Origin of the sequence: Bradyrhizobium sp. SZCCHNGR1005 (assembly GCF_032489995.1) — a bacterium.
In the GTDB taxonomy this organism is placed as follows: domain Bacteria; phylum Pseudomonadota; class Alphaproteobacteria; order Rhizobiales; family Xanthobacteraceae; genus Bradyrhizobium.
In genome coordinates, this window is sequence record NZ_JAUEZC010000002.1 from 1,000,595 (window position 1) to 1,027,554 (window position 26,960).

Sequence of the window (26,960 nt, forward strand, 5' to 3'; positions counted from 1 at the left end):
GGCCGGCTTCGCACAGGCGGTGGGGGCGCTTTGGCCGCCGAGACCTCCGATGCTACAGACATCGCCTGAACAAGAGCTGAAGAGGCGCGGATGACCATCGAGCTTTACACCTGGAACACGCCGAACGGCCGCAAGATCTCGGTCGCCCTGGAGGAGATGGGCCTGTCCTACAAGGTCGTTCCGGTCGACATCACCAAGGGTGAGCAGATGGCGCCCGCCTTCCTCGCCATCAGCCCGAACAACAAGATCCCGGCGATCGTCGATCCCGAGGGGCCCGAGGGCAAGCCGGTGTCGATCTTCGAATCCGGCGCGATCCTGCTCTATCTCGGCGAGAAGACCGGCAAGTTCCTGCCGCAATCGTTGGCGGAACGGATTCCGGTCTATGAATGGCTGATGTGGCAGATGGGCGGCTTCGGCCCGATGCCGGGCCAGGTGCACCATTTCATCGCGCTCGACAACGAGCAGGACCGCGCCTATGGGCTGAAGCGCTACATGGCCGAGACCCGCCGGCTCTATGGGGTGCTGGACCGCCGGCTGGCCGCGCATGAGTTCGTTGCGGGGGCGCTGTCGGTGGCCGATTTCGCCATTCTCGGCTGGGCCTGGCGCCATCCCCGCCACAAGGTTGATCTGGCCGACTTCCCCAACGTCAAGCGCTGGTATGAGACGCTGATGGCCCGGCCGGCCGTCAAGCGCGGCATGGAGGCGAAGCTGGATTGAGGGGCGATTGCCGCGTCCTCCGCGGAGGCAGGCTCGACCGCCGCATCCGCGTGTGCTTGCTCCCTCTCCCGCTTGCGGGGCCGACGATCGCATTTGGATTCGGACGGCCGTGATCGTACTGGGGCCTCATGGTTCGAGACGGCGCTACGCGCCTCCTCACCATGAGGGTTTAGGATTTCACCGCAGAAAAGGCCCTCATCCTGAGGGACCGCCGAAGGCGGTCGTCTCGAAGGGTGGCCGCGAAAAGACCGGCCGCCCCAGCTTCTTCCTTATATGCGATGGCCCTGCGCTTGCGGGGGAGGGCCAGAGAGGGGGCCGGACGACGAAGGCTTTCGGTTTAGAACGAAGAATGCCCCGGCATCAGTTCTGCACGTAGGTGTCCGGATCGGGGCTGCTGCTGGGCGTCTTGAATGCGGCCCGCAACGCGGCCGGCATCGGATAGTTGAAATTGATCCCGGTCGGCGGAACCGGCGATTCGAACCACTTCCTGTAGAGCGCTTCGATGTCCGAGCTCTGATAGATCTCGGCAGTGACACGGTCGGCAAGAGCCTTGAACTGCGCATCGTCCTTGCGGAACATGATGCCGTAAGGCTCCGGCTTCGAGAAGGAGTCGTTGCTGATCATGTACGCCGCCGGGTCCTTGGACCGCGCGATCGCGACCGCGAGCTGGACGTCGTCAAGCACATAGGCCTGCGCGCGGTCGGTCTCCAGCATGAGGAATGCCTCGGCCTGGTCCTTGGCCGGAACGATGTTGATGCCGAGCTTGCGCTCCAAATTGACCTTGTGCAGCTGTGCGATGTTGGTCGATCCGGCAATCGCGACGGCCGTCTTGCCTTTCAGGTCGTCAATCGTCTCGATCGACAGCGACTTCTTGGCTGCAAAGCGCGTGGCGCTGAGAAAGTGCGTGTTGGCAAACGCCACGAGCTTCTGGCGTTCGGCGTTGTTGGTGGTGGATGCGCACAGCAGGTCGATCGTGCCGTTCGTCATCAGCGGAATGCGGTTGGACGACGTCACCGGAATGGTTTCGATCGTGAGGTTGGGCAGCCCAAGCTCCTTCTTCACGGCGTCCGCGATCCGCGCGCAGATATCGAGCGCATAACCGACCGGCTTCTGGTTGCCGTCCAGGTAGCTGAACGGCACCGACGACTCCTGGAAACCGATCGAAATCTTGTTGCTCTCCTTGATCTTCTGCAGCGTGCCCGTCAGTTCCTCGGCGCTCGCGGCGTTTGCGGCGAGCGCTGCCGTCAGCAAAAATCCCCATATGCGCATTGAAGCCTCTCCTCGCACCAATCCTACTCGCACGCCGCAGGTGCCGCACGTGCCCGATGACAGCCTCGCTTTGGCATGCAACGATGAAAAGGGATAAAAACGCTTCACGTCTCATTCCAAAAGGAGATCATTGGGCGCGGCAGGCTTCCGTCGGCGCAGGCACCGCGCTAGCCCTGGAGCTGGCGACCGAAGTCGCAGGTCCTGCGTGCCAGCTGGGCTACGGCGGCCGTGAAGGCCGAGGGCCTGTCGTTGCGATACATGGCCGCATAGGGCACTGCGGGCAGCGCCGGCTTAACGGGCACGATGGCGAGCTTTCTCTCCTCGAAGAGGGGACGGAAACAGCGTTGCGGTAGATAGCTGATGCCGAGGCCGGCCACGGCGAGTCCGACCAGGGCAGTCAGATTGTCGACTGAAATCGCGCGCTTGAAGGAGACGCCGTTCGCTGTGAGCCATTTGTTGAAGAAGAGGCCGGAGCCTGAGCGGCGGCCCTGCATCAGGATCGTATGGTCGCCGAGCTCGTTGAATCCGAGAGCCCGACGCGATTGGACCAGGCCGGGGCGCGCCGTCCAGACGTTCTGGACTTCGGCCAGCCTGACCGATGTCACCTCCGGATCCGAAAACACATCCGGGATCACGATGAGGTCGATGCTGCCTTCGATGAGCCGATCGTACAGGCTGCGGCTGGTGTCCACCTCGGGCTCGATCATCACGGCCGGATGAGCTTCGCGAATAGCCGATACGAGACGCGGCAGCCATGTCAGCGCCGACAGTTCTGTTGCGCCGAGGCGGAGACGGTGGGCCGGTGCCTGCCGTCCGTCCTTCAGCTCCAGGATCTGATCCTGCAACGCCAGCATCTGCCGGCCCAGGGCAAGGATCTGCTCGCCCCTCTCAGTCAGGCGAGCGCCGCGCTGGCTGCGGTCGAACAGCGGAACGCGTGCGGAGGCCTCGAGCTCCTGGATGCGCTTCGAGATGGCCGATTGCGTCGTGTTGAGCTTTGCGGCCGCGCGCTCGAACGTGCCGAGTTCCGCGATCCAGTTCAAGGCCTCAAGCTGCTTTAGAGTGACCATGCGACATGCGAAAAAGAGATAGGTTAATATCTCTATTTATCTGTTTTTCGAATTCATGGCGAGTCCTACACAGTCGAACCATGCCCTTCAAAGGAGCGACATCTTCATATGCGGTGTCGCGATGGTGCGGGAGAGCCCATGGACGGTGCGAGAGAGCGATCAGCGAGAATGGAACACGGCGAACCGCAAGCTGGTGCGCCGATCGATCCCGCAATCATAGCCGCATTCAAGACTGTCGCCACGGCCGTGATTAGCGACAATCTGCAGCGGTTGCCCGGTGCGACGAACTTGCGGCCGTTCTATGCGGGCTCGCCCATGGCCGGGGTCGCGCTGACCGTGAACACGGCGCCGGGAGATAACCTCTTCATTCATCGGGCGCTCGATCTCGTAAAGCCCGGCGATGTCATCGTCGTCAATGGCGGGGGCGACGAGACGCGCGCATTGGTCGGCGAGATCATCGCTGCCATCGCCAGGCAACGTGGCGCGGCCGGAATCATCGTCGATGGCGCCGTCAGGGATTCCAACGTGCTCATGAACTCCGACTTCCCAGTGTTCGCACGTGCAGTCAATCACCGCGGCCCTTACAAGAATGGTCCTGGCGCGATCAACGTGCCGGTGTCGATTGGCGGCATGATCGTCGCGCCCGGAGACGTGGTGGTCGCGGACGCCGACGGTGTCGTTGCTTTCGCGCCGGCGATCGCCTCTGAGCTGCTGGAGGCCGTGCGCGGCCAGGAGCAGCGCGAAGCGGAGATCATGGCCAGCATTCGCGCGGGGCGCTATCGCGGCGCCTATGCCGAATAGCGGATGAGTGCAATCGGGCGGCGAATGGACGCCGGGGCACTTGTCCGCCTTGTGGTCATTCCGGTCGGCGGGGTGGGAGTACTCACCCCCGCCGCGCCTCGACCGCGATCCGCACCGCCATCCCCGCCAGCACCGTGCCCATCAGATAGCGCTGCAGCAGCGCCCAGCTCGGTCGCGTCGCGAGGAACAGCGCGATGGTGCCGGCCGCCATCGCAATGAGGGCATTTACGCTGACGCTGATCGCGATCTGGATCGCGCCCAGCGCCACCGACTGCGTCAGCACGCTGCCTGCCGCGGGGTCGATGAACTGCGGCAGCAGCGCCAGATACAGCATTGCGATCTTCGGGTTCAAAAGATTGGTGACGAAGCCCATCACGAACAGCTTGCGCGGGCTGTCGACCGCGAGCTTCTTCACCTGAAACGGCGAGCGTCCGCCCGGCTTCACCGCCTGCCAGGCGAGGTAGAGCAAATAGGCGGCACCGGCGAGCCGGAGCGCGTCATAGGCGAAGGGCACCGCGAGCAGAAGGGCGGTGATGCCGAACGCCGCCGACAACATGTAGACCACGAAGCCGAGCGCGACGCCGCCGAGCGAGATGATTCCGGCCGTGCGTCCCTGCGTGATCGAGCGCGAGACCAGGTAGAGCATGTTCGGCCCGGGTGTCAGCACCATTCCGAACGAGACGAGGGCGAAAGCGAGCAGAGACGAGGTGTGCGGCATCGGTAGCTCGAAGAGAAGGGCTGATGCCGGTTTCTAACTGGTCTCCTCGCGCGAGGTCATTGTCTAAATTGCTCTGAGTGCAATTGAGTAAGCCGCGGCCGAATACTGGATCGCGTCGGTGATATGTTGGCGACGAGACGCATGCGTCCCATGCGCGAATTGCCCGTCGGGTTACTTTGTCGCAGGCCGATGACGTTGCGCCGTCGGGCAAATCAGGCAGAGATTCTCGCACGTCCCGCCGCTGCATGAGGGGCGTTTCGCGAACGTCACGGACCGTTGGCAGTGGGATGCGATGGGTGTGTCTTGCTGCAGCATGGTTTCATCATGCGGACGAACAGCGAGGCATGCACGGTCAAGTCGCGTCGTCCTGATACCCCGATGCTGGTATCAAGCGGGTGATGATGCCTGAGCGCGTCACGCTCGTGATGGTGGCCAACAAGCCCGGCGCACCAGGGAGAACGCGAAGCAGCTGTTAAAACCATCGCGCAGGGAAGGCCGGGTCGTCTCGGCTGAGCCTGTGGTACCTGCCGCCTGCATTTTTTTGTTGCAGGCGGGCCGCGGGCGCCAGCCGGCGCCCGGCCTTCCCTGCGCCCTCATCGAGTTCAGAGGGCGGTTCGCTAGCAGAGCTCGGGCCGATCGTGCCGCGAGATCGCGATCGCATGTCCTCGCGCTGTTTGAGATGTGAATCGAAAATGCCGCGAGCCCTCCGTGCGCGGCGCGAGGTAGCAATCGAACCACGCGCAGTGGGCACGCCGACGCTTTGCCCATCTATGTGCTGGTCATGGGTGCCGTCATTGCGAGGAGCGAAGCGACGAAGCAATCTAGACCGTTTTCCGGGCTCTGGATTGCTTCCGCCGTGGCCCTTCGGGTTATCGCGGACAAGTCGCTTCGCTCACAATGACGACATATATCGATGCCGCTTCATCGCAACTATTCGCCGCGCGCGCATCGAAATGGAGCGGCCCGACCTCATGCGTCGGCCTGGTATCGGGAGATCGCGGCGGCGAAGCGGGCGATCGCATCCCGGAGCGGGTCGGCGAGCGCGTTGTCGGCAAGGATGGAGGCTGCATCGTTCGCCGTCCCTAGCAAAGGCAAGGTAATCGATGCGTCCTTGACCAGCCGGGCCGACATCGTCTCGAGCGTCAGCGTCAGCGCGGCCAGCGCATGGATCGCACGCGGGGATGTATTGATCAGCGCCACCGGCTTGTCCGGAAATTCGAAGCTGCCGACCAGCCAGTCCAGCGCGTTCTTCAGCACGCCGGCGACACCGCGCGCATATTCCGGACTGGAAATCACGATCCCATCAGCTTCCCCGATCTCGGTCCGAAACGCCGCGACCGGCGCGGGAAGCAGGTCGCCGTCGAGATCGGGGTTGAAGAACGGCAGTCTGGCGATGCCGTCGAACAGCACGATGTCGACGCCTCTGGGTGCAAGACGTGCCGCGGCGCGCAGCACCGCGGTGTTGCTCGAGGCCGCACGCAAGCTGCCGGAGATCGCGAGTATCCTCATAAGATCATCCGATCGAAGCGCGTCAGCTCAATGCGCCTCGTCCCAATTGTCGGCGGCGCGGGCGTCGACGTGGAGCGGCACCGACAGCAGCACGGCCGGGAACGGAGCGTCCTGCATCACGTGCTGAACCACCGGAAGCGTCGCCTCGACCTCTTCATTCGGCACCTCGAAGATCAGTTCGTCATGCACCTGCAAGAGCATCTGCGCCGAGAGCTTCTTCTGCGCCAGCGCCTCTTCCACCCGCGTCATGGCGCGGCGGATGATGTCGGCCGCCGTACCCTGGAGTCGTGCGTTGATCGCCGCGCGCTCGTTGAAGGCGCGCACCGAGGCGTTGGAGGCCTTGATCTCCGGGTAGTGGCACTTGCGGCCGAACAGGGTGGTGACATAGCCGTTCTTGCGGCAGAATTCCTTGGTCGCATCCATGTAGTCGCGGATGCCGGGGAAGCGCTCGAAGTAGCGCTTGATGTAGGCCGAGGCTTCCTCGCGCGCGATGCCGAGCTGGTTGGCGAGACCGAATGCCGAGATGCCGTAGATGATGCCGAAATTGATCGCCTTGGCGCGACGCCGCACCTCGCTCGGCATGTCCTTGATCGGCACGCCGAACATCTCGGAGGCCGTCATGGCGTGAATGTCGAGCCCGTCCTTGAACGCCTGTTTCAGTACCGGAATGTCGGCGATCTCGGCGAGCAGCCTGAGCTCGATCTGGGAATAGTCCGCCGACACCAGCTTGTGGCCGGGCGTCGCGATGAAGGCGCGGCGGATCTTGCGACCGTCCTCGGTGCGCACCGGGATGTTCTGCAGGTTCGGCTCGTTGGACGACAGCCGGCCCGTGGTGGTCGCGGCCAGCGCGTAGGTGGTGTGCACGCGATGGGTCTGCGGGTGGACGTAAGTCGGCAGCGCGTCGGTGTAGGTCGATTTCAGCTTGGAGACCTGGCGCCATTCCAGGATCTTCTTGGCGAAATCGTTGCCCTGTTCGGCCAGATCGTCGAGGATCGACGCGGAGGTCGACCAGGCGCCGGTCTTGGTCTTGGTGCCGCCGGGGATGCCCATCTTGCCGAACAGGATGTCGCCGATCTGCTTGGGGCTGCCGACATTGATCGGCTCGCCGGCCAGCTCCTGCAGCTCGGCCTCGACCCTCGCGGCAGTCTGAGCGAAATCGCCCGAGAGCCGCGACAGCACCTGGCGATCGATCGAGATGCCGCGGCGCTCCATGCGGGCCAGCACCGAGACCAGCGGCCGCTCCAGGGTCTCATAGACGGCGGTCATGCGTTCGGCCACCAGGCGGGGCTTGAGCACACGCCACACCCTCAAGATCACGTCGGCATCCTCAGCCGAATAGGCGGTGGCGCGGTCGATCGGCACCTGCTCGAAGCTGAGCTTGTTCTTGCCGCTGCCGATCAGTTCGCCATGGCTGATGATGGCATGGCCGAGGATGTGTTCAGAAAGCGAGTCGAGCTTGTGCGAGCCGCGCCCGGCATCGAGCGCGTAGGACATCAGCTGCACGTCGTCATAATTTCTCAAGGTGATGCCGGCCTGCGCCAGCATCACCGCGGCGAACTTGATGTTGAAGCCGACCTTGAGAAGGCCCGGGGATTCCAGGATCGGCTTCAGCGCGTCCAGGGCGTCGCGCTCCTTGATCTGGTCCGGCGCGAGGCCGGCATCGAACAGTCCGCCGCCGTCGCCGGCCTGGCGATGCGCGAGCGGGATGTAGCAGGCGTCGTTGACGGAGCGGGCGAGCGCGATGCCGCAGAACTCTGCCTGCATCGGATCGATCGAGCTGGCCTTGGCTTCAACGGCGACATGACCGACATCATGGATGCGTGCGAGCCAGGCGTCGAGCTCATCGCGGCTGCGGATGGTCTGGTATGTCGCCCGGTCGATCCGCGCCGCCTTCGCGGCCTCCGCACGTGCGGCGACCAGCGCGACCGGCGTGCCCTTGCTGCTGGCGCTCTTGTCGGTGCGGGGATCGCCCCGCTTGCTCTGAGGGCTCCCTCCTCCCTTGAGGGCTGGGGAGGGGGATAAACCCGAGGCACCATTTGCGTGCGACGCCCCTGCCTGCTCCTCCCCCACAAGGGGGGAGGGAACGGAAGTAGCGGTGGTCCCGCCGCTCTTCAAATGCTCGTCAGCGGCGACATCGGCCGGATCGATTTGCGAATAGTCCGCGACCCGGCGCGTGAGCGTGGAGAACTCCATCGCCTTCAGGAACGAGACCAGCTTGCGCGGATCGGGCTCGTGCACCGCGAGCTCGTCGAGCGGCACCTCGAGCTGGACGTGATCGTCGAGCAACACGAGCTGGCGTGAAATCCGCGCTTTCTCGGCATTCTCGATCAGCGCCTCGCGCCGCTTCGGTTGCTTGATCTCGCCGGCGCGCGTCAGCAGTCCCTCCAGGTCGCCATATTCGGTGATCAGCTGTGCGGCGGTCTTGACGCCGATACCGGGCACGCCCGGCACGTTGTCGGTGGAATCGCCGGCCAGCGCCTGCACCTCCACCACCTTCTCCGGAGGCACGCCGAACTTCTCGATCACCTCGGCAATGCCGATGCGGCGGTCCTTCATGGTGTCGTACATCGTCACGCAGTCGGTGACGAGCTGCATCAGGTCCTTGTCGGACGAGACGATGGTGGTGGTCGCGCCGCGCTCGCAGGCGATGCGGGCATAGGTCGCGATCAGGTCGTCGGCTTCGAAGCCGCTTTGCTCCAGGCAGGGCAGGTCGAAGGCGCGCACCGCCTCGCGGATCAGCGCGAATTGCGGGATCAGGTCGTCGGGCGCGGGCGGCCGGTGGGCCTTGTACTCGGGATAGATATGGTTGCGGAAGGTGACCTCCGACTTGTCGAAGACGATCGCGAGGTGGGTTGGCCGGTTGTCCTCGGGCATGTCGCGGAGCAGCTTCCACAGCATGTTGCAGAAGCCGAGCACGGCGTTGACCTGCAGTCCGTCGGACTTGCGGTTGAGCGGCGGCAGCGCGTGGTAGGCGCGGAAGATGTAGGACGAGCCGTCGACCAGGAACACATGGTCGCCCTTTTGGGCGCCTCTGGCAGCCGCCGCCGGCTTGGCGGTCGGCGCAGCGGTATCGGGCGTGGTGGCGTCGGCTTTCTGGGGGGCTTTGGGCATGCGGCCAATTTAGGAATTTTTCGTCCCGATTGACAGCCATTCAAAGCGGCGTGCGCACCGGATTTTTCTCCGGCCGTTCCGGCTTGACGCAGTTCACCAGGAACTGCATGACCGCCCGGACCAGCGGTGTGCGGCTGAGGTCGCGGTGGACCACGAGCCAGATCTCGCGGCTGACCTCGCTGCGCCCGGAATCATAACGCACCAGTTGCGGATCGGGATCGCCGAGAAAATGCGGCAGCGCCGCCAAGCCGATGCCGGCGCGTGCGGCGGCCGCCTGGTTCTCCAGATCGCTGGTCAAGAGGACGATCGCGCGCTGGCCGGCAATCGATTTCAGCCATTGCTGCTGCGGCGCCTCGTCCATGCTGGCGTCATAGGCGATGAAGCTGAGTGCCGATGGCGGCGTTTCGCGCAAATAGCCCGGCGCGCCATAGAGGCTGAAGCCGAACGATCCGATCCGGCGCGCGACTAAAGCTGCGTCCGCCGGACGCGACAGCCTCAAGGCCACGTCAGCCTCGCGGCGGTTCAGCGATGCGGTCCGCTTCTCGCCGATCAGCTTGATCGTGATGCCCGGATGTTGGCGTCGCAGGTCGATCAGCTTTGGCGCGATCATCGCGTTGGCGAGCGAGGGCGGCGCGCTGATCGAGACCTCGCCCACAAGCCCCGGACGCGTCGCCTTGATGGCGCGTTCGACCGCATAGGCCGCATCCTCCATCGGCCCGGCCGCGGCGGCAAGGCGGCGGCCATCCTCGGTCAGCACGTAGAGCCGGGCGCGCCGGTCGACCAGCTTCAGCCGCGTCGCCCGTTCCAGCGCCGCAATGCGGCGGGCCACCGTAACGTGATCGACGCCGAGCACGCGGGCGGCCGCCGAGAGCGTGCCTTCGCGGGCCAAGGTTATGAAATGGCACAGATCGGTCCAGTCCAGCATGTGCAAAATCGAACATTAGGAGCGCAAGCTTGGACAGTTTCGCATATCGCGAGCAGCGTTCACAGTAGTCTCGTCAAACACAAACAGATGTGAGGTCGACATGGCCACTGTGGTTCGCGTGAAGGTGCCCGGAGGTGCCGAGAATTTGGAGCTCACTGGGGTCGAGCTGGCCGCGCCCGCGCCTGATGAGATCCGGCTGCGGCAGACCGCTATCGGCGTCAACTTCATCGACATTTATCAGCGCAGCGGGCTTTATCCGCTGCCAGGCAGGATTCCGGGCGTGGAGGCAGTGGGGATCGTGACTGCGGCGGGTGCCGACGTGACCGACGTCGCGGTCGGCGACCGCATCGCCTATGCGGGCGCGCCGGTGGGAGCCTATGCGTCGGAGCGCAATCTGCCGGCTTGGCGCGCGATCAAGCTTCAGCCGGCGCTGTCGGACGAAAGCGTGGCATCCGTGTTCGTCAAGGGCATCACGGCGTTCATGCTGCTCAACCGCGTCTATCCCGTGCAGGCCGGGAGCAAGGTGCTGGTGCATAGCGCGGCAGGGGGCCTCGGCCAGATCCTGACCCGGTGGGCCAGCCGACGTGGTGCAAGCGTGATCGGTACGGTTGGATCGGATGCCAAGGCGGAGCTGGCCCGCGCCGCCGGCGCGCACCACGTCATTGTCGGTCGCGACGCCGATTTCGCTCAGGCCGTCGCTCGACTGACGGACAGCCGCGGTGTCGACGTGGCGTATGATGGCATCGGCGGGACCACGCTGGCGAAGACGCTCGACTGTGTGCGGCCGTTCGGTGTCGTTGCCAGCATAGGACAGTCGGCCGGGCCGATCCCGAAGCTCTATGTCGAGGAGATAGGGCCACGGCGCAGCCTGAGCTTGGCGCGGCCGAGCGTGATGGCTTTCATGAATGAGCGGGAGGACTACCAGCGCGCCGCTGCCGCCGTGCTAACTGCACTTGCCAAGCGTGAATTGGTCGGCGTGGGCACGGTCTACGCGTTAGCCGACGCCGCGCAAGCCCATCGTGATCTCGAGAACGGGCGCAGCCGCGGTGCGCTATACCTCGTTCCCTAGGCTCAGCCGGTGCACTCTACTGAGCCGCCTGCAGCGCCGGGCTTGGCCTCCTCGGCGCGATCCAGAATGGATCGGGCCGCTCGAACAGGAAATCCGCGTTCAGCCGTAAGGCCAAGCGCCAGATCACCAGTGCCCCGACCACGCCGGCAACGGTGACCAGCAGCGACACCGTGCCGATGTCGGCAATGAGGCCGGTCTTGAGCAGCGCGCTGCGTGTCGCCGCCATCGGCAGGAAGAAGGCGAGATAGATCACGATCGAATGTTCGCCGCAGAAGCGCAAGCCGTTGAGGAGTTGGGCACGCGCCAGCAGGGTGCCGCAAACGATGATGGCACAGGCGCCAGCAAATCCGAGCCCCAGTGAGATCAACGGCCATTCGCTGGCACTGACTGCAACCAGCGTCGCATCGATCGCGGCCCAGCCGATCAATCCCGCGATCGCCAGAGCGGGGCGTGCCCGTGCGCGCTCCGACAGGGCAAACATCTGGTCGGCGAACAGATAGCCGGAATAGATGTAGACGAACCGGGCACAGAACTCGTCGATCACGGTCCAGCCCGTGGCGATCTGCGCCATCTCCAAGCCTGCGGCGATCCCCCAGAGGAACGAGGGGGGCATACGGCGCGTCAGCTTGATGACGACGAAAAAGATCGGCAGCAGGTAGATGAACCATAGCGTGCCGAATGGCTCGATGAAGGATTCCAGATACAAATAGCCGGCGTGAGTCCAGCTGGTCTCGGCGGCAAAGCCAGGGGCCTTGAAGCCGAACTGGATCGTGACCCAGAGGACGTAGAAATAAGCGAAGTGCACGACCTTGCGGTCGAGATAGGTGCGCCAGTCGCGGTCGATGACGAGGGGCAGGAACAGCCCTGAGATCAGGAAGAAATCCGGCATCCGGAATGGTTTTGCAAAGGCGACCACGAGGTGCATGAAGCCGGTCTTGCCGGCCGCCAGCTCGACGCCCAGCACCGAATGCATCATCACCACCATGACGATGCAGATGCCCTTGGCGTAATCGACCCAGTCGATCCGCGTCCCGGTTCCCGCGGCTGCCGATGTGCCGTTTGCGGTCATGCTGTTCCTCTTTGACGCGGAGCCGGCGCATCTTTGGTCAGAGCTGTTGCAAAGTCCTTATTGTCATCCAAATGTCATGCCGTTTTCTAAATTCCCCTTGGCCCGCAAATGCTCTATGAGGCGGGCGCATTAACCATCGAGGGCGGGTTTTCATGCGAATTGCCATGATCGGCACGGGTTATGTGGGGCTGGTTTCCGGCGCCTGCTTTGCGGATTTCGGCCATCAGGTCACGTGTGTGGACAAGGATGTCGGCAAGATCGCCGCGCTGCAGCGGGGGGAAATCCCGATCTTCGAGCCCGGCCTGGATGCTCTCGTGGCTTCCAATGTGAAGGCCAAGCGGCTCGATTTCACTACTGATCTGAAGGGGCCTGTCGGCGAGGCCGACGCCGTGTTCATCGCGGTCGGCACCCCCTCGCGCCGCGGCGATGGCCATGCCGACCTGTCCTATGTCTATGCCGCCGCACGCGAGATCGCATCCGCGCTGAAGGGATTTACCGTCGTCGTGACCAAGTCGACCGTGCCGGTGGGCACCGGCGACGAGGTCGAGCGCATCATTCGCGAGGCCAATCCGTCGGCCGACGTGGTGGTTGCTTCCAATCCGGAGTTCTTGCGCGAAGGTGCGGCGATCCGCGATTTCAAATGGCCCGATCGCATCGTGGTCGGCACCTCCGATGAGCGCGGCCGCAAGGTGCTGGGCGACATCTACCGCCCGCTGTCGTTGAACCAGGCGCCGATGATGTACACGGCGCGGCGCACCGCGGAGCTGATCAAATACGCGGCCAACGCGTTTCTCGCCACCAAGATCACCTTCATCAACGAGGTCGCGGATCTCGCCGAAAAGGTCGGCGCTGACGTGCAGGAGGTTGCACGCGGCATCGGGCTCGACAACCGCATCGGCTCGAAATTCCTGCATGCCGGTCCTGGCTTCGGCGGCTCCTGCTTCCCGAAGGATACCCGCGCGCTGATCAAGATCGCGCAGGATTACGACACCCAGCTGCGCATCGTCGAGGCCGTGCTCGCCGTCAACGACAACCGCAAGCGCGCCATGGCGCGCAAGGTCGCCGCTGCGCTCGGCGGCAATCTGCGCGGCAAGACGGTCGCCGTCCTCGGGCTGACTTTCAAGCCTGAGACCGACGACATGCGGGAGGCACCGTCGATCCCGCTGGTGACCGGCCTGTTGGACATGGGCGCGAAGGTCCGCGCGCATGATCCGGTCGGCATCGAGCAGGCCAAGAAGGAACTGCCCGAAATCGAATATTGCGATGATCCTTACGTCTGCGCCACGGGTGCGGATGCGATCGTGCTGGTCACGGAATGGGTCCAGTACCGCGCGATGGACCTGGATCAGTTGAAGAAGGTGATGGCGCAGCCGGTCGTGGTCGACCTGCGCAATGTGTATCGCCCCGAGGACATGGCGGCTCACGGTTTCACTTACGAGAGCGTTGGTCGTCCCTCGGTGAGCGGGGCGTGATCCGGACCGATTGTCATACCCCGTGCACGCGGGGTATCCAGAACGCTCGATCTTCGTGATCCGCGAGATCTGAGTTTACTGGATCGCCCGCCTCGCGGGCGATGACGGGTTCCGATATTGTCCCTCCGCTTCGACACGCCTTTGCCCATCGATGCCGTGCTCGACGAGCTGTCGCGCACGCTCGAGCGCAGCAGCTCCGCGGTGCTGGTGGCGCCGCCCGGCGCCGGCAAGACCACCCGGGTGCCGCTGGCGCTGCTCGATGCGCCCTGGGCGAAGAATAAGAAGATCATCGTCCTGGAGCCGCGCCGGATCGCGGCGCGGGCCAGCGCCGAGCGGATGGCCAAGACGCTCGGCGAACGAGCCGGGGATACCGTTGGTTACCGCGTCCGGTTCGGTTCGAAAGTGTCACGCGCGACCCGGATCGAGGTCGTGACCGAAGGCATCTTCTCGCGCCAGATCCTGGATGATCCCGAGCTCAACGGCGTCGCCGCGGTGCTGTTTGACGAATTCCACGAGCGCTCGCTGGATGCCGATCTCGGCCTGGCGCTGGCGCGCGACGCGCAACAGGGGCTGCGCGAGGACCTTCGTATTCTCGTGATGTCGGCGACGCTCGATGGCGCGAGGGTCGCCAAGCTGCTTGGCGACGCGCCGGTGGTCGAAAGCGAAGGTCGCGCTTTTCCGGTCGAGACCCGCTATCTCGGCCGCAAGGTCGATGTCCCGATCGAGCGTCAGATGGCGGAGGCGATCGCAACGAGCCTGCGCGCCGAGTCCGGCTCGGTGCTGGCCTTCCTGCCAGGGGCGGCCGAGATCCGGCGCACGCAGACCCTGCTCGCCGAGCGCGTTCACGATGCCTCCACCGAGATCGTGCCGCTGTTCGGTGCGCTCGATGCCGCCGTGCAGGACCGTGCGATCTCCCCCGCGCCCAAGGGCCAGCGCAAGGTGGTGCTGGCGACCTCGATCGCCGAGACCTCGCTGACGATCGAAGGCGTCCGCATCGTGGTCGATTCGGGGCTGGCGCGCGTGCCGCGCTATGAGCCGGACATCGGTCTGACGCGGCTTGAAACCGTGCGTGCCTCCCGCGCCGCAGTCGACCAGCGTCGTGGCCGTGCCGGCCGCACTGAGCCCGGCGTATGCTACCGGCTGTGGGACGAGCCGCAGACGGCCTCGCTCCCCGCTTACACCCAGCCGGAAATCCTGAGTGCCGACCTCTCCTCGCTGCTGCTCGATTGCGCCCAATGGGGCGTCAGCGATCCCGCAAGCTTGAGCTTCCTCGATCCGCCGCCTCAGCCCGCGCTGAAAGAGGCGCGCGAGCTGCTCCGTGAACTCGGTGCGCTCGATGGCGATGGCCGCATCACCGAGGAGGGCAAGCGGCTGCGGGCATTGGCGCTGCCGCCCAGGCTTGCCCGCATGATCGTGGATTCGGCGCGCTATGGCGCCGCTCAGGACGCTGCCGAAACTGCCGCCATCCTCACGGAGCGCGGGCTCGGCGGCGACAGCGTCGATCTCGAGGTGCGCCGCGACCAGTTCCGGCGCGACCGCTCGCAGCGCGCCCAGAGCGCGCGAGAGATGGCGCGGCGCTGGGCCGCGCAGGTGAGTTCTTCTGCACCGGCAGAAGGGGAAGGGGGACTCAGCGTGGGCGTCATGCTCGCCTTTGCCTTCCCCGATCGCGTGGCGCGTAATCGCGGCAACGGCAGCTTCGTGCTCGCCAATGGGCGCGGCGCGGCGGTCGAGCAGACCTCCTCGCTGGCCCGCGCGCCTTACATTGCTGTCGGTGAGCTCACGGGCACCGCGGCCAGCGGCCGCATCCTGCTGGCCGCCCCGCTCGCTGGCGAGGATATCGAGCGGCATTTCGCCGACCAGATCGAGACCAAGGACGAGATTATCTTCGATCGCAATGCAATGGCGCTGCGCGGTCGCCGCAAGCGCAGCCTGCACGCGATTACCCTGTCCGAAGCGCCCCTCGCGCTCGCGCCATCCGATGAGACCGCGCGCATCCTTGCCGCCGGCGTTTGCGACGTGGGCATCGACAAGCTGCCGTGGTCGAAAGCTGCCAAGCAGTGGCGCGACCGCGCGATGTTCCTGCGCAAGGCCGAAGGCGAGACGTGGCCCGATCTTTCGGACGATGGGCTGGTGGCCAAGCGAGAGGAATGGCTCGTGCCGATGCTGGCCGACAAGATCGGCCTCAAGGACATCTCTCCCGGTGATCTCTCCGACGCGATCATGGCGCTGCTGCCGTGGGATCTGCGCGCCCGGCTCGATCGCGAGGCGCCGACGCACTTCGAGGCACCGACCGGGACCATGCTCGCGATCGATTATGAGGCCGAGCAGGGCCCGACCATTGCCGTGCGCTTGCAGGAACTGTTCGGCCTCAACGTTCATCCGTCAATTGCGAAAGGCAAGGTGCCGCTGGTGCTCGAGCTGTTGTCGCCAGCGCAGCGGCCAGTCCAGGTCACGCGCGACCTGCCGGGTTTCTGGCGCGGCAGCTATGCGGCGGTGCGCACCGATCTGCGCGGGCGCTACCCGCGCCATCCCTGGCCCGACGACCCGGCCAATGCGCAGCCGACCCGGCGCGCCAAGCCGCGCGGAACCTAATCAAATCTCGACAACCCGCTACGCTATTAACGCTTCGCTCACCCTTTTCGCCAAAATGGCGGCGGCAGCCTTTCGCCTTCGGTCGCACGCCGGCGTCTTTGATGGTGAGATCGGCTGCGGGGCGAGGCAATCCAAGCATCAGTCGAGCGTTGCGTATGCGTAACATCATGATCTTCGCGGCCGTTCTGGTCGGTCTCGGCACCTTCATGGCGCAACTGGCCGATCGCCTGGCGCCCGCGCCTGCCTCCGCCACAACGGCCAAGCTCGCCGTGGTCGAACCGGTCGCGGCCGGCCAGCGCAGTCTCAGCATTCCCTCTGATACGCGGGGGCATTTCCGGGCCGAGGGCCGCATCGATGGCCAGCGCATCAATTTCATGGTCGATACCGGCGCCTCGATGGTGGCTCTGAACGAGAGTTCGGCGGCGCGCTTCGGCCTGCGTCCGGCCCGCGGCGCGTATAATGCGACCGTCACCACGGCCAATGGCACCGTGAAAGCCGCGCGTACCCGGCTGCCGATGGTGGAGCTCGGCGAGATCACCGTGCGCGATGTCGACGCGCTCGTTCTGCCCGATGAGGCGCTATCGGAAAATCTGCTCGGCCTGTCGTTCCTGTCGCGGCTCAGGCGCTTCGCCTATTCCAATGGCGAGATGGTGCTGGAGCAATAGGGAGCGGATCGCTCACCAGGCCGCATCTCTCCCCAAGATGGTCGCGCCGTGCTATATTGGGCGCATGAACAGCACAGAGGCCATCGAAACCCTACGGCGATCCGAGCGAGCTTTGCGCGCCCGCGGCGTGAAACATGCGGCCTTGTTCGGTTCGGTGGCGCGCGCGCAAGCCACTGATGACAGCGACATCGACATCATGGTCGAGATCGATCCTGATGTATCCTTGACCGTCTTCGACTATGTCGAACTGAAGGAGTATATTGCGGCACTCTTCGATCGCCCGGTTGACGTCGTGAATCGCAGCGCACTCAAGCCTTATGTCCGACCGACGGCGACGGCGGATGCCATCTATGCCTTCTGATAAAGTCGGCGGAACTCTTCAGGACATCCTGCATCACATCGATTTGGCAACCTCGTTGCTCCGAGGCTTCGATCGGACTGCCTTCGAAAGCGACATTCGTACTATTTATGCGGTGACGCGCTGCCTCGAGATCATCTCCGAGGCGTCGCGCCGGTTACCCGATGAGCTGAAGGCGAGGCATCCGGCGATTGCCTGGAAGCAGATGGCTGCGGCAGGCAACGTCTATCGGCACAACTACGAAGACGTCGCAGCCCGATTCGTCTGGGAAACAGTGTGCAAATCTCTTCCGTCCCTGCGACTTGCGGTCCAGATGGAGTTAGATGGTCTGCATTCGCCACCCCAGCACTGAGGTCGCCTCGTGCCAAGAAATTCAGCCCTCGGCCTTTCGATTACCCGCCGATTTCGCTAAGGCTGCTCGGAAGTTGAGTATTTTCTCGAGGTCTCATTCGCATGTTTCCCAAGCCCAAAGCCGTCCTGTTTCCCAATACCTACGCCTTTGAATCCGAGCCGATGGTGAAGCCGACCGGCTTTCGCGAGTACGACGCGCGCTGGCTGTTCAACAAGGAAATCAACCTGATGGGCGTTCAGGCACTGGGCATGGGGCTCGGCGCGCTGATTGCCGAAATGGGTGTGAAACAGGAGATCGTGACCGGCCACGATTTCCGCGGCTATTCCGCCTCGATCAAATACGCGCTGATCTCGGGGCTGATGGCGTCCGGGTGCAAGGTGCACGACATCGGACTTGCGGTGACGCCGATGGCCTATTTCGCGCAGTTCGACCTCGATGTTCCCTGCGTCGCCATGGTGACCGCCTCGCACAACGACAATGGTTGGACCGGCGTCAAGATGGGCGCCAATCGTCCGCTGACCTTCGGGCCCGACGAGATGGGCCGGCTGAAAGAGATCGTGCTGAACGCAGCATTCGGTAACAGGAGCGGGGGCTCCTATCAGTTCCACGAGAATTTCCCGGCGCGCTATATCGCCGATCTCACCAATCGTCCGAAGCTGAAGCGGAAGCTGAAGGTGGTGGCGGCCTGCGGCAACGGCACCGCGGGCGCCTTTGCACCTCAGGTGCTGGAAGCGATCGGCTGCGAGGTCATTCCGCTCGATACCGAGCTCGATTATACATTTCCGAAATACAATCCGAATCCCGAAGACATGGAGATGCTGCACGCGATCCGCGATGCGGTGCTCGCGCACAAGGCCGATGTCGGCCTCGGCTTTGACGGTGACGGTGACCGCTGCGGTGTGGTCGACAATACCGGCGAGGAAATCTTCGCCGACAAGGTCGGCGTGATGCTGGCGCGCGACATGTCGGCGATCCACAAGGATGCGCAGTTCGTGGTCGACGTGAAATCGACCGGTCTCTTCATCACCGATCCGGTGCTGCAGGCGCAGGGCGCCAAGACCGTCTATTGGAAGACCGGCCATTCCTACATGAAGCGCCGCACCAACGAACTTAACGCGCTCGCCGGTTTCGAGAAGTCGGGCCATTTCTTCTTCAACAAGCCGTTCGGCCGCGGCTATGACGATGGCCTGGTCTCGGCGATTGCGATCTGTGAGATGCTCGACCGCGCGCCGGGCAAGTCGATGTCCGATCTGAAGGACGCGCTGCCCAAGACCTGGTCCTCCCCGACGATGTCCCCGCATTGCGCCGACGAGGCCAAGTACGGCGTCGTCGATGCGGTCGTGAAGCATTTCGAAGCGCTGCAGAAGCAGGGCGGCCAGGTGGCAGGACAGCCGATCCGCGATCTCGTCACTGTCAACGGCGTGCGTGTGACGGTGGCGGACGGGAGCTGGGGACTGGTGCGCGCGTCATCGAACAAGCCGGAGCTGGTTGTCGTGGTCGAAAGCCCCGTGTCCGAACGGCGCATGCGCGACATGTTCGAGGCAATGGACTCCGTGCTGCGCACCCATCCCGAAGTGGGTGAGTACAATCAGAAGATCTGACCGTTCTCCCGCAGCCTCTGCTCAGGCCGCCGCGGCCGGCGGCACCGGCAGCGCGGTGACCGACTTGATCTTCTCCATCGCAAAGCGCGAGGTGACGTTCTTCAGCGGCACTGAGGCGATCAGCTTCTTGTAGAAGACATCATAGCTCTGCATGTCGGCGACGACGACGCGCAGCATGTAGTCGACGTCGCCGGCCATCCGGTAGAATTCCATCACCTCCGGCATGGAGCTGACGGCTTCGGCAAATTTCCTCAGCCAGGCGTCGGAATGATCGGGGCTCTCGACCGAGACGAACACGGTGAGACCGAGACCGATCTTGTTCTGGTCGACCAGCGCGACCCGGCGCAGGATCACGCCATCGGCTTCCAGTCGCTGGATGCGTTTCCAACAGGGGGTAGACGAGAGGCCCACCCGGTCTCCAATCTCGGCAACCGACAGCGAGGCATCGTCCTGGAGCACCATCAGGATCTTCCGGTCGATGGCGTCCAGCCGGCGGTTGGATTCCGGGAGTTGCGCGGCAATGTCGGTCATGGGAAGAATTTTGTTCCATATGAGGTCATTGAAACCCTCATATAGAGAAAAACATTCCAAATCAAGGCGGCACGCTGCCGCGGCGGGATCGGCGAAGGCGCGATCCAGAAAAGCGCAGCGCCTTCAGCGCCTTGCAGGTCTTTTTGACACTCGCGCGCCGTCGGAAGGAGAGATCGTGCTGGCGATGGCCTATCCCGCTTTGAGCCATTCGCCGACCAGATGGTGGGCGATGGCGAAAGGATGTGGCCCGGTCAGTCCGTCCGGATGCTGGCGCGTGAGCATCAGCCGAGCCTCCTCGCGGCTGAACCAGCGCGCGTCCTCAAGCTCGGTGCGGTCCACCACAATATCTTCGTTCAGCGCTTTGGCGCGGCAGCCGATCATCAGTGACGACGGATAAGGCCAGGGCTGGGTCATATAATAAGTGACATCGGTGCAGCGGATGCCGGATTCTTCGAACACCTCGCGGCACACCGCGTCCTCGATGGTCTCGGCAGCCTCGACGAAGCCGGCGAGGCAGGAATACATGCCGGACGGAAAGCGCTGCTGGCGACCGAGCAGGCATCTGTCGCCGTGGGCGACCAGCGAGATGACGACCGGATCGGTGCGCGGGAAATGCTCGGTCTTGCAATTCGGGCATTCGCGCTTCCAGCCGCCCTCGCGCATCGCGGTGCGGGTGCCGCAATTGGCGCAGAATCCGTGGCGCTGATGCCAGGACACCATGGACTTCGCCATCGCGATTCCCGCGAGTTGGTCCGGCGGGATACCGCCCTGCATCGCCAAGCCGCGCAGTTCGGTGATCGCAACGTCGTCGCGTCCTGAGAGCGCCTCGGCGGCGCCCTGCGATATGCCCATGCCGAACAGCGCGGCACCATCGCGCAGGCCGAGGAAGATCGTGCCCGGATTGGCCCCGAGCCCCAGCGCCTCGTCGACCGACAGCCGTGCGCGCATGGCTTCGCCATCGCGCTTCAGCAGGATCGAATCGCGATGCACGACATAGGCGCGGGCCGACGGACTGCGCTCCAGCGCGATCAGCCTGTCGTCATGGAAGCGCAGATGCGCGGCACGGTCGATGGTGTTGTGGACGAAAGCGGGCTGTCCGAGCGGAAACAGGTCGAATGGGGACATCGTTCACCCTAGCCAGATCTTGCGGCGGATCGCGCCGATGAAATGCTGCACCTCTTCCGCATCATGCGGCAGCGCCGGCGCGACGCCCCAGACCGGGCGCGGCCAGGCGGCGTCGCTGGTGCGGCGCGCGATGACGTGGATATGGAGCTGCGGCACCATGTTGCCGAGCGCTGCGACGTTGAGCTTGTCGCATTTGGTGATCTCTTTGAGGGCGCGGGAGACGCGCGCGATCTCGGTCATGAGCTGGGCCTGCGCCACCTCGTCGAGATCGATGATTTCGACCGCGCCCTCGCGGCGCGGCACCAGCAGCATCCAGGGATAGTTCGCGTCCTTGATCACCAGCACCCGGGACAGTGGCAGATCGCCGATGTTGATCGTGTCCTTCGCAAGCTGCGGGTGCAGCGACCAGGTAGCGTCGGGCATCGGGGTTCCTGGCAGGGTGATTCGGTGGACTCTTGCGGGCGGAAGGGGTCTTGATGTCACCTAATGCCTTTCGCCGCGCTGGCACAAGCCCACTTGCGAGAGGGCGGCTCCCCGTGAAGCTCACGCTTGCTTTCCGGTCCGTTTGGCCCCAAATAGGGATCGGGAGATTGGCGGTGGACGAGCCACTCGCCAACCGGGTCAGGTCCGGAAGGAAGCAGCCCTAACGAGGTCCGGATCGGGTCGCTCGTCAGTCTCCTACCTGTTTTCTCGAGCGAATCGCGCATCACTAGCGGAGACCCCGCACCGGCGGGCGCTCGCTCCCATTCGGCCGCTGTGTCGGCTGGAAGACGTGCAATTGCGGATCGATCGATGACCGAGGCCGGCGCTTCTCCATCCACGCCCGACAGCGCCGCGCAGGCCGGCCTCGACAGCATAACATCCGCCGCCAAGCCCTATCGGGTGCTGGCGCGCAAATACCGCCCCTCCAGTTTCGAAGATTTGATCGGCCAGGAAGCCGTCGTGCGCACCGTCTCGAACGCCTTCGAGACGGGCCGCATCCCGCAAGCCTGGATCCTGACCGGCGTCCGCGGGGTCGGCAAGACCACCACCGCCCGTATCCTGGCTCGCGCGTTGAACTATGAGTTGCCGGATGGATCGGTGAAGGGGCCGACCATTCACATGCCGGTGCTCGGCACGCATTGCCAGGCGATCATGGAAAGCCGGCACATGGACGTGCTGGAAATGGACGCGGCCTCGCATACCGGTGTCGATGATGTCCGGCAGATCAATGACAGCGTGCGCTATGCGCCCGCCAGCGCGCGCTACAAGGTCTACATCATCGATGAAGTCCACATGCTGTCGACGGCGGCGTTCAACGCCTTCCTGAAGACGCTGGAGGAGCCGCCGGAGCACGCCAAATTCGTGTTCGCCACCACCGAGATCCGCAAGGTCCCGGTCACCGTGCTTTCCCGCTGCCAGCGCTTCGACCTGCGCCGGGTCGAGGCTGACGTGCTGATGAAGCACCTCGCCAATGTCGCGGCCAAGGAGGGCGTGGGCATCGAGCCGGAAGCGCTCGGCATCATCGCCCGCGCGGCCGAAGGCTCGGTGCGCGATTCGCTGTCGCTGCTCGATCAGGCGATCGCCCATGCGGCCGGCGAAGTGCGCGCCGACGAGGTCCGGCAGATGCTGGGGCTCGCCGACCGCACCCGCGTCATCGACCTGTTTCAGCATCTGGCGAGCGGGGATATCGCCGCGGCGTTCCAGGAATTCCGCGACCAGTATGACGTTGGCGCCGATCCGGTGGTGGTGCTGTCCGATCTTGCCGAATTCGTGAACTTCGTCACCCGCGTCAAGTTCGTGCCGGCCACGGCCGACAATGTCGCTTTCAGCGAGACCGAGCGGCTGCGGGGGCGCGATTTCGCCACCAAGCTGTCGATCCGTGTGTTGTCGCGGATGTGGCAGATGCTCTTGAAGGGTATCGCCGAAACCCAGACTGCGACCAGGCCCGCAGCGGCGGCCGAAATGGTGCTGGTGCGGATCGCCTACGCCGCCGATCTGCCGACGCCCGATGAAGCGATCCGGATGATCGAGCAGAATGGCGGCGCCGCACCTGGGGTCTCTTCGGCTGCGGTCCAGCGCAGCGCCCCGGCGCCGACCATGACGACGGCCGGCCTGTCCTCCTCGTCGATGCCGGCGGGCATGGCGCCGCAGCGCGCCCAAGCTCCGAGCCAAGGCTTGAGCCAAGGCCCGACCCTCGCGGCCGTCGGCAGCCCGATGCGGCCGCAGATGGCGAGCCCGCCGCCAGCATCGCAGGACGCAGCCCCCGCGCTTCGGCTTCGTAGTTTCCAGGAACTCGTCGCGCTCGCCGGCAAGAGCCGCGATGTGATGACCAAGAGCGCGCTGGAGGCCGATGTCCGGCTGGTCCGCTTCGAGGACGGGCGTCTGGAGATTGCGCTGGAACGCAGCGCCCCGCGCGCGCTTGTCACCGATCTCGGGCGCAAGCTGGAGGATTGGACCGGCCGGCGCTGGACGGTCGTCGTCTCCAACGAGCCGGGACAGCCGACCTTGCGCGAGCAGAACCTGCGCGCGAAAAGCGAGCGGGAGCGCGCGGCGGAAGCCGATCCGCGGGTTCAGGAGGTGCTGGCCCGCTTCCCTGGCGCCAAGGTGGTCGAGGTGCGCAAGCTTGCCGCCGAGCCGCCGGAATCGGAAGTTAGCAGCGCTGTCGAGCCGGTCGACGAGTCCGACAGCGACGACGATCTGGAATCGTTTTGAGAGGACGTAAGCCATGGCCGACTTTCTCGGCATGATGAAGCAGGCGGCGCAGCTGCAGTCGAAGATGCAGGAAATGCAGCAGGAACTCGGCAATCTCGAAGTCGAGGGTACCTCCGGCGGTGGCTTGGTCGCGGTCCGCATGACCGCGAAGATGGATGTGAAGGGCATCAAGATCGATCCGTCGCTGATGAAGCCCGAAGAGACCGAGATCCTCGAGGATCTCGTGGTGACCGCGTGCAATGACGCGCGCCGCAAGGCGGAAGCCGCGATGCAGGAGAAGATGCAGGCCATCACCGGCAAGCTCGGCCTGCCTCCTGGATTCGGCTTCGGCTAGTTTGCACGTCATGAAGTCCTTGAACTGATGGCCGTCGCCGGTCCCGAGATCGAACGCCTGATCCAGCTGCTCGCGCGCCTGCCCGGGCTTGGGCCGCGCTCGGCGCGCCGCGCCGCGCTGCACCTGATCAAGAAGCGCGAAGCGCTGATGACGCCGCTCACCTCGGCGCTGCAGGTCGCCATCGAGCGTATCCAGGTCTGCAAGACCTGCGGCAACATCGACACGCAAAACCCTTGCACGGTCTGCACCGATCCGCGCCGCGACGGGGCGATGATCGTCGTGGTCGCTGACGTCGCCGATCTCTGGGCGCTGGAGCGCGCGAAAGCCAGCAACGGCCGCTATCACGTGCTCGGCGGCACGCTGTCGCCGCTCGACGGCGTCGGTCCGCAGGATCTGACCATCGATGCGCTGGTGCAGCGCGCGCACGCGCCGGAGGTCCAGGAGATCATCCTGGCGCTGAATGCGACGGTCGACGGCCAGACCACCGCGCATTACATCACCGACCTCCTGCAGGAGGCGAACGTCAAGGTCACGCGGCTGGCGCATGGCGTGCCGGTCGGCGGCGAGCTTGACTATCTCGACGAAGGCACGTTGTCGGCGGCGATGCGGCAGCGAACTCTGTTCTAAGCACACATACGGAAGTTCATGATGACGAAACCCGGATTCGGCAAACGCTTGGCTTTGGGCGCGATTCTGGCGACGACGGTAGCCTCGCTTGCTGTGGCGCAGCAGAGCGATGAGCCGCTCAAGGCTGGCAAGCCGATCAATGCCGGCGACGTGCTGTCGGGCGAATTGAACATGCTGAAGGTCCGCGGAGCCAAGCCTGGCGAGCCGGCCATGGCCTATCAGATCGCCAGCGAACCGCGCCGGCTGCCGCCACCGAACGGGCTCTGCAATCTCGAGACCGGACCCGAGACGTTCCAACTCATGATCGAGAACAAGGCGCAGGCCGCGCAGCTGAAGGGCCTGCTCGGCAAGCAGATCGCGGTGAAGGTCGATCAAGTCTCCTGCGCGCAGGACGCCGGTCAGCTGAGCGAGGCGGTCGTGACGAAATGGAGCTTGGTGAAACGTTGATTCCTGGCTAGGTTGTGTCACGATGACGACGCGCCATATTCGCGCGTCATTGGGGAGGCGGCGGGAGTGAAAGTGCTATACGCGCTTGCGCTTGCGATAGCGCTGGGATCGGGAGCGGCGGCTGCATCCAACAACGAGGTTCAGGCTGACCTCGGTTATCCCACGGTTGCCTCGGCCTTGGAGTCACTACGCGCCAAGCCGGGGACCAGGAGTTCAATGCAATCTGGCTGGACCGTCATCGAGGACAAAGCGGCCCTCAGCGTCTGGTCATTTGCGCCGTCGGGTCATCCAGCCTATCCCACCGCAATTCGGCGCCATGTGGTCCAGGATGGCGATCATCTCTTCATCAAAATGGACGTTCTTTGCGAGGCCGCAAAGCCAGCCTGCGATACGGTTGTCGCGGAGTTCGAGCGGCTCAATGGAATCGTGCGCGATGACCTCAAGCGTTAGCTGAGATCTGCGTCTGCAGTGCGTCGAAATGTCCGCGCCGCTGCAGCCAGCCGAGCAGGATCAGGCTTGGGATCGCCACCAGCACGCAGATGGCGAAGAACAGCGGCCAGCCGGTCGCCTTCGCCACGTAGCCCGCGCCTGACGAGAGATAAGTCCGTCCCACCGCTGCGAGCGCCGTGAGCAAGGCATATTGAGTCGCAGTGTGCAGCGGGTTCTGGCACAGCGCGGAAAGATAGGCGACGAAGATCACGGTGCCGACGGCGCTGGTGAAATTCTCCGCTGAGATGGCGAGCGCCAGCGCCCATTGGTTGACGCCGGTGATCGCGAGCCAGGAGAAGGAGAGATTGGCCAGCGCCTGCACCGCACCGCCGATCCACAGGCTGGTCGCGAGCGAATAACGCCGCGCCACGAAGCCCCCGGCAAAGCCGCCCGCGAGCGTGGCGGCAAGCCCAACGCCTTTGACGATCGCGGCATAATCGACCTTGCTGAAGCCGAGATCGATCACGAACGGCGCCGTCATCGTGCCCGAAAACGCATCGGTGAACTTGAACAGCACCACGAAGGCCAGCGCGGCCAGCGCATCCTTGCGGCTGAGGAATTCGGAGAAGGCGCCGATCGCGGCATGGATCACGCGCGTCATTGCCGTGTCCGCGGCCGTCGCTGCCTCAGCCGTCTTGGATTGCGCCGGCTCGGTCGCGAGGAGAGCTGTGACAGTGCCGATCAGCACCAGCGCGGCCATGACGACGTAGCCCCACATCCACGATGAAGCTCGCGGCAGCCCGCGGCTTTCGAACGCCGAGACGACGACAAGTGTGCCGGCCGTCGAAATCAGCATGCCGATGCGGTAGGCGGCGACATAAGCGGCCATGCCGGCGGCTTGCTCGCTTTCGGGCAGACTTTCGACGCGGAACGCGTCGACCACGATGTCCTGGGTCGATGAGGTTGCTGCGACCAGGAGCGCGGCCAGTGCCACCATGAACGGCGCCCGCGCAGGATCAGTCAGCGCGAGCAGGATGATCGCGGCAATCAGCAGCAATTGCGCGAAGACCAGCCAGCCGCGGCGGCGGCCGAAGGCGGCCGTGAACAGCGGCACGTGCAGCGCATCGACCAAAGGCGCCCACAGGAATTTCAGCGTGTAGGGCGTGCCGACCAGGGCGAACAGGCCGATCGTTCCGAGATCGACGCCGAGCTCGCGCATCCAGATCTGCAATGTCGAGCCGGACAGCGCCAGCGGCAGGCCGGAGGAAAATCCCAGGAACAGCACCACCAGCACGCGGGGCTGCAGGTAGACGGCGATACTCTCGCGCCAGGTGGGGGCGGGGGCATCGGCCTCGTGCGAGCCGTTATCGGCGCTGATGTCGGATGCGGCGTCGGGTGCGGTCATGGAAGGCGTGTAGCAGATTTAGTCGCCTCCACCAAAACACTCGTCGTCGCCCGGCTTGACCGGGCGACCCAGT

General features: G+C 64.6%; 25 protein-coding genes and 1 other RNA gene. 15 read left to right on the forward strand and 11 right to left on the reverse strand.

Annotated elements, in window-relative coordinates; translation table 11 throughout:
• Positions 1-90: 90 nt before the first annotated feature.
• A complete protein-coding gene (locus QXZ85_RS10690; protein WP_316165494.1) occupies positions 91-717 on the forward strand; it encodes a glutathione S-transferase family protein in 627 nt (208 codons plus the stop codon).
• A 360-nt stretch (positions 718-1,077) separates the two neighbouring features.
• Here the strand turns inward: QXZ85_RS10690 and QXZ85_RS10695 are convergent, their stop codons facing one another.
• The gene (locus QXZ85_RS10695) at positions 1,078-1,986 is read right to left on the reverse strand and encodes an amino acid ABC transporter substrate-binding protein (protein ID WP_316165497.1); all 909 of its coding nucleotides are present in this window, start codon (positions 1,984-1,986) and stop codon (positions 1,078-1,080) included.
• A gap of 167 nt (positions 1,987-2,153) precedes the next feature.
• Positions 2,154-3,053, reverse strand: a complete 900-nt coding sequence (locus QXZ85_RS10700) for a LysR family transcriptional regulator (protein WP_315701918.1) — start codon at positions 3,051-3,053, stop codon at positions 2,154-2,156.
• 168 nt (positions 3,054-3,221) lie between these two features.
• On the opposite strand from QXZ85_RS10700, the gene QXZ85_RS10705 reads away from it, so the two are divergent.
• Positions 3,222-3,854 (forward strand): RraA family protein, encoded by a 633-nt coding sequence (locus QXZ85_RS10705; RefSeq protein WP_315701917.1) that lies wholly within the window; start codon positions 3,222-3,224, stop codon positions 3,852-3,854.
• 82 nt (positions 3,855-3,936) lie between these two features.
• Here QXZ85_RS10705 and QXZ85_RS10710 read toward each other — a convergent pair whose 3' ends face one another.
• The 4 genes from QXZ85_RS10710 to QXZ85_RS10725 all read right to left on the reverse strand — a co-directional run bounded on the left by QXZ85_RS10710 (position 3,937) and on the right by QXZ85_RS10725 (position 10,117).
• Positions 3,937-4,572 carry a LysE family translocator gene (locus tag QXZ85_RS10710; protein ID WP_315761330.1) on the reverse strand — a complete coding sequence of 212 codons (636 nt, stop codon included), beginning with the start codon at positions 4,570-4,572 and terminating at the stop codon, positions 3,937-3,939.
• Positions 4,573-5,541: 969 nt separating this feature from the next.
• Positions 5,542-6,081: an NADPH-dependent FMN reductase gene (locus tag QXZ85_RS10715; RefSeq protein WP_315728927.1), complete on the reverse strand. Its 540-nt coding sequence runs from the start codon at positions 6,079-6,081 to the stop codon at positions 5,542-5,544.
• A 27-nt stretch (positions 6,082-6,108) separates the two neighbouring features.
• The gene (polA, locus tag QXZ85_RS10720) at positions 6,109-9,192 is read right to left on the reverse strand and encodes a DNA polymerase I (RefSeq protein ID WP_316174058.1); all 3,084 of its coding nucleotides are present in this window, start codon (positions 9,190-9,192) and stop codon (positions 6,109-6,111) included.
• A 40-nt stretch (positions 9,193-9,232) separates the two neighbouring features.
• Complete coding sequence (locus QXZ85_RS10725; RefSeq protein ID WP_315767610.1) at positions 9,233-10,117, reverse strand: LysR family transcriptional regulator; 885 nt, start codon at positions 10,115-10,117, stop codon at positions 9,233-9,235.
• Between the two features lie 100 nt (positions 10,118-10,217).
• Here QXZ85_RS10725 and QXZ85_RS10730 point away from each other — a divergent pair, with 100 nt between their 5' ends.
• A complete protein-coding gene (locus QXZ85_RS10730) occupies positions 10,218-11,186 on the forward strand; it encodes a quinone oxidoreductase (protein ID WP_315767609.1) in 969 nt (322 codons plus the stop codon).
• Positions 11,187-11,202: 16 nt separating this feature from the next.
• Here the strand turns inward: QXZ85_RS10730 and QXZ85_RS10735 are convergent, their stop codons facing one another.
• Positions 11,203-12,255 carry an acyltransferase family protein gene (locus QXZ85_RS10735; RefSeq protein WP_315767608.1) on the reverse strand — a complete coding sequence of 351 codons (1,053 nt, stop codon included), beginning with the start codon at positions 12,253-12,255 and terminating at the stop codon, positions 11,203-11,205.
• Between the two features lie 152 nt (positions 12,256-12,407).
• Here QXZ85_RS10735 and QXZ85_RS10740 point away from each other — a divergent pair, with 152 nt between their 5' ends.
• The 6 genes from QXZ85_RS10740 (at position 12,408) to QXZ85_RS10765 (ending at position 19,295) form a co-directional block, all read left to right on the forward strand.
• A complete protein-coding gene (locus QXZ85_RS10740; protein WP_315701910.1) occupies positions 12,408-13,727 on the forward strand; it encodes a UDP-glucose/GDP-mannose dehydrogenase family protein in 1,320 nt (439 codons plus the stop codon).
• 117 nt (positions 13,728-13,844) lie between these two features.
• Positions 13,845-16,319 (forward strand): ATP-dependent helicase HrpB, encoded by a 2,475-nt coding sequence (gene hrpB, locus QXZ85_RS10745; RefSeq protein ID WP_315701909.1) that lies wholly within the window; start codon positions 13,845-13,847, stop codon positions 16,317-16,319.
• Positions 16,320-16,486: 167 nt separating this feature from the next.
• Positions 16,487-16,984, forward strand: a complete 498-nt coding sequence (locus tag QXZ85_RS10750; protein WP_315703114.1) for a TIGR02281 family clan AA aspartic protease — start codon at positions 16,487-16,489, stop codon at positions 16,982-16,984.
• A 112-nt stretch (positions 16,985-17,096) separates the two neighbouring features.
• Complete coding sequence (locus tag QXZ85_RS10755; protein ID WP_315701908.1) at positions 17,097-17,345, forward strand: nucleotidyltransferase family protein; 249 nt, start codon at positions 17,097-17,099, stop codon at positions 17,343-17,345.
• Positions 17,335-17,694: a DUF86 domain-containing protein gene (locus QXZ85_RS10760; protein WP_315701907.1), complete on the forward strand. Its 360-nt coding sequence runs from the start codon at positions 17,335-17,337 to the stop codon at positions 17,692-17,694. The genes QXZ85_RS10755 and QXZ85_RS10760 overlap by 11 nt, the downstream gene beginning before the upstream one ends.
• A gap of 101 nt (positions 17,695-17,795) precedes the next feature.
• Positions 17,796-19,295: a phosphomannomutase/phosphoglucomutase gene (locus tag QXZ85_RS10765; RefSeq protein WP_315701906.1), complete on the forward strand. Its 1,500-nt coding sequence runs from the start codon at positions 17,796-17,798 to the stop codon at positions 19,293-19,295.
• A gap of 21 nt (positions 19,296-19,316) precedes the next feature.
• Here the strand turns inward: QXZ85_RS10765 and QXZ85_RS10770 are convergent, their stop codons facing one another.
• From QXZ85_RS10770 to QXZ85_RS10780, 3 genes are all read right to left on the reverse strand, one after another.
• Positions 19,317-19,826 carry an Lrp/AsnC family transcriptional regulator gene (locus tag QXZ85_RS10770; protein ID WP_315701905.1) on the reverse strand — a complete coding sequence of 170 codons (510 nt, stop codon included), beginning with the start codon at positions 19,824-19,826 and terminating at the stop codon, positions 19,317-19,319.
• Positions 19,827-20,015: 189 nt separating this feature from the next.
• On the reverse strand, positions 20,016-20,951 hold the full coding sequence (gene nudC / locus QXZ85_RS10775; RefSeq protein ID WP_316174062.1) for an NAD(+) diphosphatase: 936 nt from the start codon (positions 20,949-20,951) through the stop codon (positions 20,016-20,018).
• A gap of 3 nt (positions 20,952-20,954) precedes the next feature.
• Positions 20,955-21,374 (reverse strand): HIT family protein, encoded by a 420-nt coding sequence (locus tag QXZ85_RS10780; protein ID WP_315742299.1) that lies wholly within the window; start codon positions 21,372-21,374, stop codon positions 20,955-20,957.
• A gap of 162 nt (positions 21,375-21,536) precedes the next feature.
• Here QXZ85_RS10780 and ffs point away from each other — a divergent pair.
• From ffs to QXZ85_RS10810, 6 genes are all read left to right on the forward strand, one after another.
• An RNA gene (ffs, locus tag QXZ85_RS10785) (signal recognition particle sRNA small type) lies at positions 21,537-21,633 on the forward strand.
• A gap of 110 nt (positions 21,634-21,743) precedes the next feature.
• On the forward strand, positions 21,744-23,645 hold the full coding sequence (locus tag QXZ85_RS10790; protein WP_315742301.1) for a DNA polymerase III subunit gamma/tau: 1,902 nt from the start codon (positions 21,744-21,746) through the stop codon (positions 23,643-23,645).
• A gap of 13 nt (positions 23,646-23,658) precedes the next feature.
• Positions 23,659-23,979, forward strand: coding sequence for a YbaB/EbfC family nucleoid-associated protein (locus tag QXZ85_RS10795; RefSeq protein ID WP_315701901.1), 321 nt, complete (start codon positions 23,659-23,661; stop codon positions 23,977-23,979).
• A gap of 27 nt (positions 23,980-24,006) precedes the next feature.
• Positions 24,007-24,606 carry a recombination mediator RecR gene (gene recR, locus QXZ85_RS10800; RefSeq protein WP_315701900.1) on the forward strand — a complete coding sequence of 200 codons (600 nt, stop codon included), beginning with the start codon at positions 24,007-24,009 and terminating at the stop codon, positions 24,604-24,606.
• Positions 24,607-24,627: 21 nt separating this feature from the next.
• Complete coding sequence (locus tag QXZ85_RS10805; RefSeq protein ID WP_315701899.1) at positions 24,628-25,053, forward strand: hypothetical protein; 426 nt, start codon at positions 24,628-24,630, stop codon at positions 25,051-25,053.
• 66 nt (positions 25,054-25,119) lie between these two features.
• A complete protein-coding gene (locus QXZ85_RS10810) occupies positions 25,120-25,503 on the forward strand; it encodes a hypothetical protein (protein WP_315701898.1) in 384 nt (127 codons plus the stop codon).
• On the opposite strand, the gene QXZ85_RS10815 is transcribed toward QXZ85_RS10810, so the two are convergent.
• Positions 25,493-26,887, reverse strand: a complete 1,395-nt coding sequence (locus QXZ85_RS10815) for an AmpG family muropeptide MFS transporter (RefSeq protein ID WP_315728924.1) — start codon at positions 26,885-26,887, stop codon at positions 25,493-25,495. The two genes, QXZ85_RS10810 and QXZ85_RS10815, sit on opposite strands and share 11 nt — an antisense overlap.
• Positions 26,888-26,960: the final 73 nt, after the last annotated feature.

Bases quoted from the DNA above. Each gene is read 5' to 3' on its own strand.
- QXZ85_RS10690 (WP_316165494.1), top strand. From the start codon at position 91: ATGACCATCGAGCTTTACACCTGGAACACGCCGAACGGCCGCAAGATC.
- QXZ85_RS10695 (WP_316165497.1), bottom strand. From the start codon at position 1,986: ATGCGCATATGGGGATTTTTGCTGACGGCAGCGCTCGCCGCAAACGCC.
- QXZ85_RS10700 (WP_315701918.1), bottom strand. From the start codon at position 3,053: ATGGTCACTCTAAAGCAGCTTGAGGCCTTGAACTGGATCGCGGAACTC.
- QXZ85_RS10705 (WP_315701917.1), top strand. From the start codon at position 3,222: ATGGAACACGGCGAACCGCAAGCTGGTGCGCCGATCGATCCCGCAATC.
- QXZ85_RS10710 (WP_315761330.1), bottom strand. From the start codon at position 4,572: ATGCCGCACACCTCGTCTCTGCTCGCTTTCGCCCTCGTCTCGTTCGGA.
- QXZ85_RS10715 (WP_315728927.1), bottom strand. From the start codon at position 6,081: ATGAGGATACTCGCGATCTCCGGCAGCTTGCGTGCGGCCTCGAGCAAC.
- polA (WP_316174058.1), bottom strand. From the start codon at position 9,192: ATGCCCAAAGCCCCCCAGAAAGCCGACGCCACCACGCCCGATACCGCT.
- QXZ85_RS10725 (WP_315767610.1), bottom strand. From the start codon at position 10,117: ATGCTGGACTGGACCGATCTGTGCCATTTCATAACCTTGGCCCGCGAA.
- QXZ85_RS10730 (WP_315767609.1), top strand. From the start codon at position 10,218: ATGGCCACTGTGGTTCGCGTGAAGGTGCCCGGAGGTGCCGAGAATTTG.
- QXZ85_RS10735 (WP_315767608.1), bottom strand. From the start codon at position 12,255: ATGACCGCAAACGGCACATCGGCAGCCGCGGGAACCGGGACGCGGATC.
- QXZ85_RS10740 (WP_315701910.1), top strand. From the start codon at position 12,408: ATGCGAATTGCCATGATCGGCACGGGTTATGTGGGGCTGGTTTCCGGC.
- QXZ85_RS10750 (WP_315703114.1), top strand. From the start codon at position 16,487: ATGATCTTCGCGGCCGTTCTGGTCGGTCTCGGCACCTTCATGGCGCAA.
- QXZ85_RS10760 (WP_315701907.1), top strand. From the start codon at position 17,335: ATGCCTTCTGATAAAGTCGGCGGAACTCTTCAGGACATCCTGCATCAC.
- QXZ85_RS10765 (WP_315701906.1), top strand. From the start codon at position 17,796: ATGTTTCCCAAGCCCAAAGCCGTCCTGTTTCCCAATACCTACGCCTTT.
- QXZ85_RS10770 (WP_315701905.1), bottom strand. From the start codon at position 19,826: ATGACCGACATTGCCGCGCAACTCCCGGAATCCAACCGCCGGCTGGAC.
- nudC (WP_316174062.1), bottom strand. From the start codon at position 20,951: ATGTCCCCATTCGACCTGTTTCCGCTCGGACAGCCCGCTTTCGTCCAC.
- QXZ85_RS10780 (WP_315742299.1), bottom strand. From the start codon at position 21,374: ATGCCCGACGCTACCTGGTCGCTGCACCCGCAGCTTGCGAAGGACACG.
- QXZ85_RS10790 (WP_315742301.1), top strand. From the start codon at position 21,744: ATGACCGAGGCCGGCGCTTCTCCATCCACGCCCGACAGCGCCGCGCAG.
- QXZ85_RS10795 (WP_315701901.1), top strand. From the start codon at position 23,659: ATGGCCGACTTTCTCGGCATGATGAAGCAGGCGGCGCAGCTGCAGTCG.
- recR (WP_315701900.1), top strand. From the start codon at position 24,007: ATGGCCGTCGCCGGTCCCGAGATCGAACGCCTGATCCAGCTGCTCGCG.
- QXZ85_RS10805 (WP_315701899.1), top strand. From the start codon at position 24,628: ATGACGAAACCCGGATTCGGCAAACGCTTGGCTTTGGGCGCGATTCTG.
- QXZ85_RS10815 (WP_315728924.1), bottom strand. From the start codon at position 26,887: ATGACCGCACCCGACGCCGCATCCGACATCAGCGCCGATAACGGCTCG.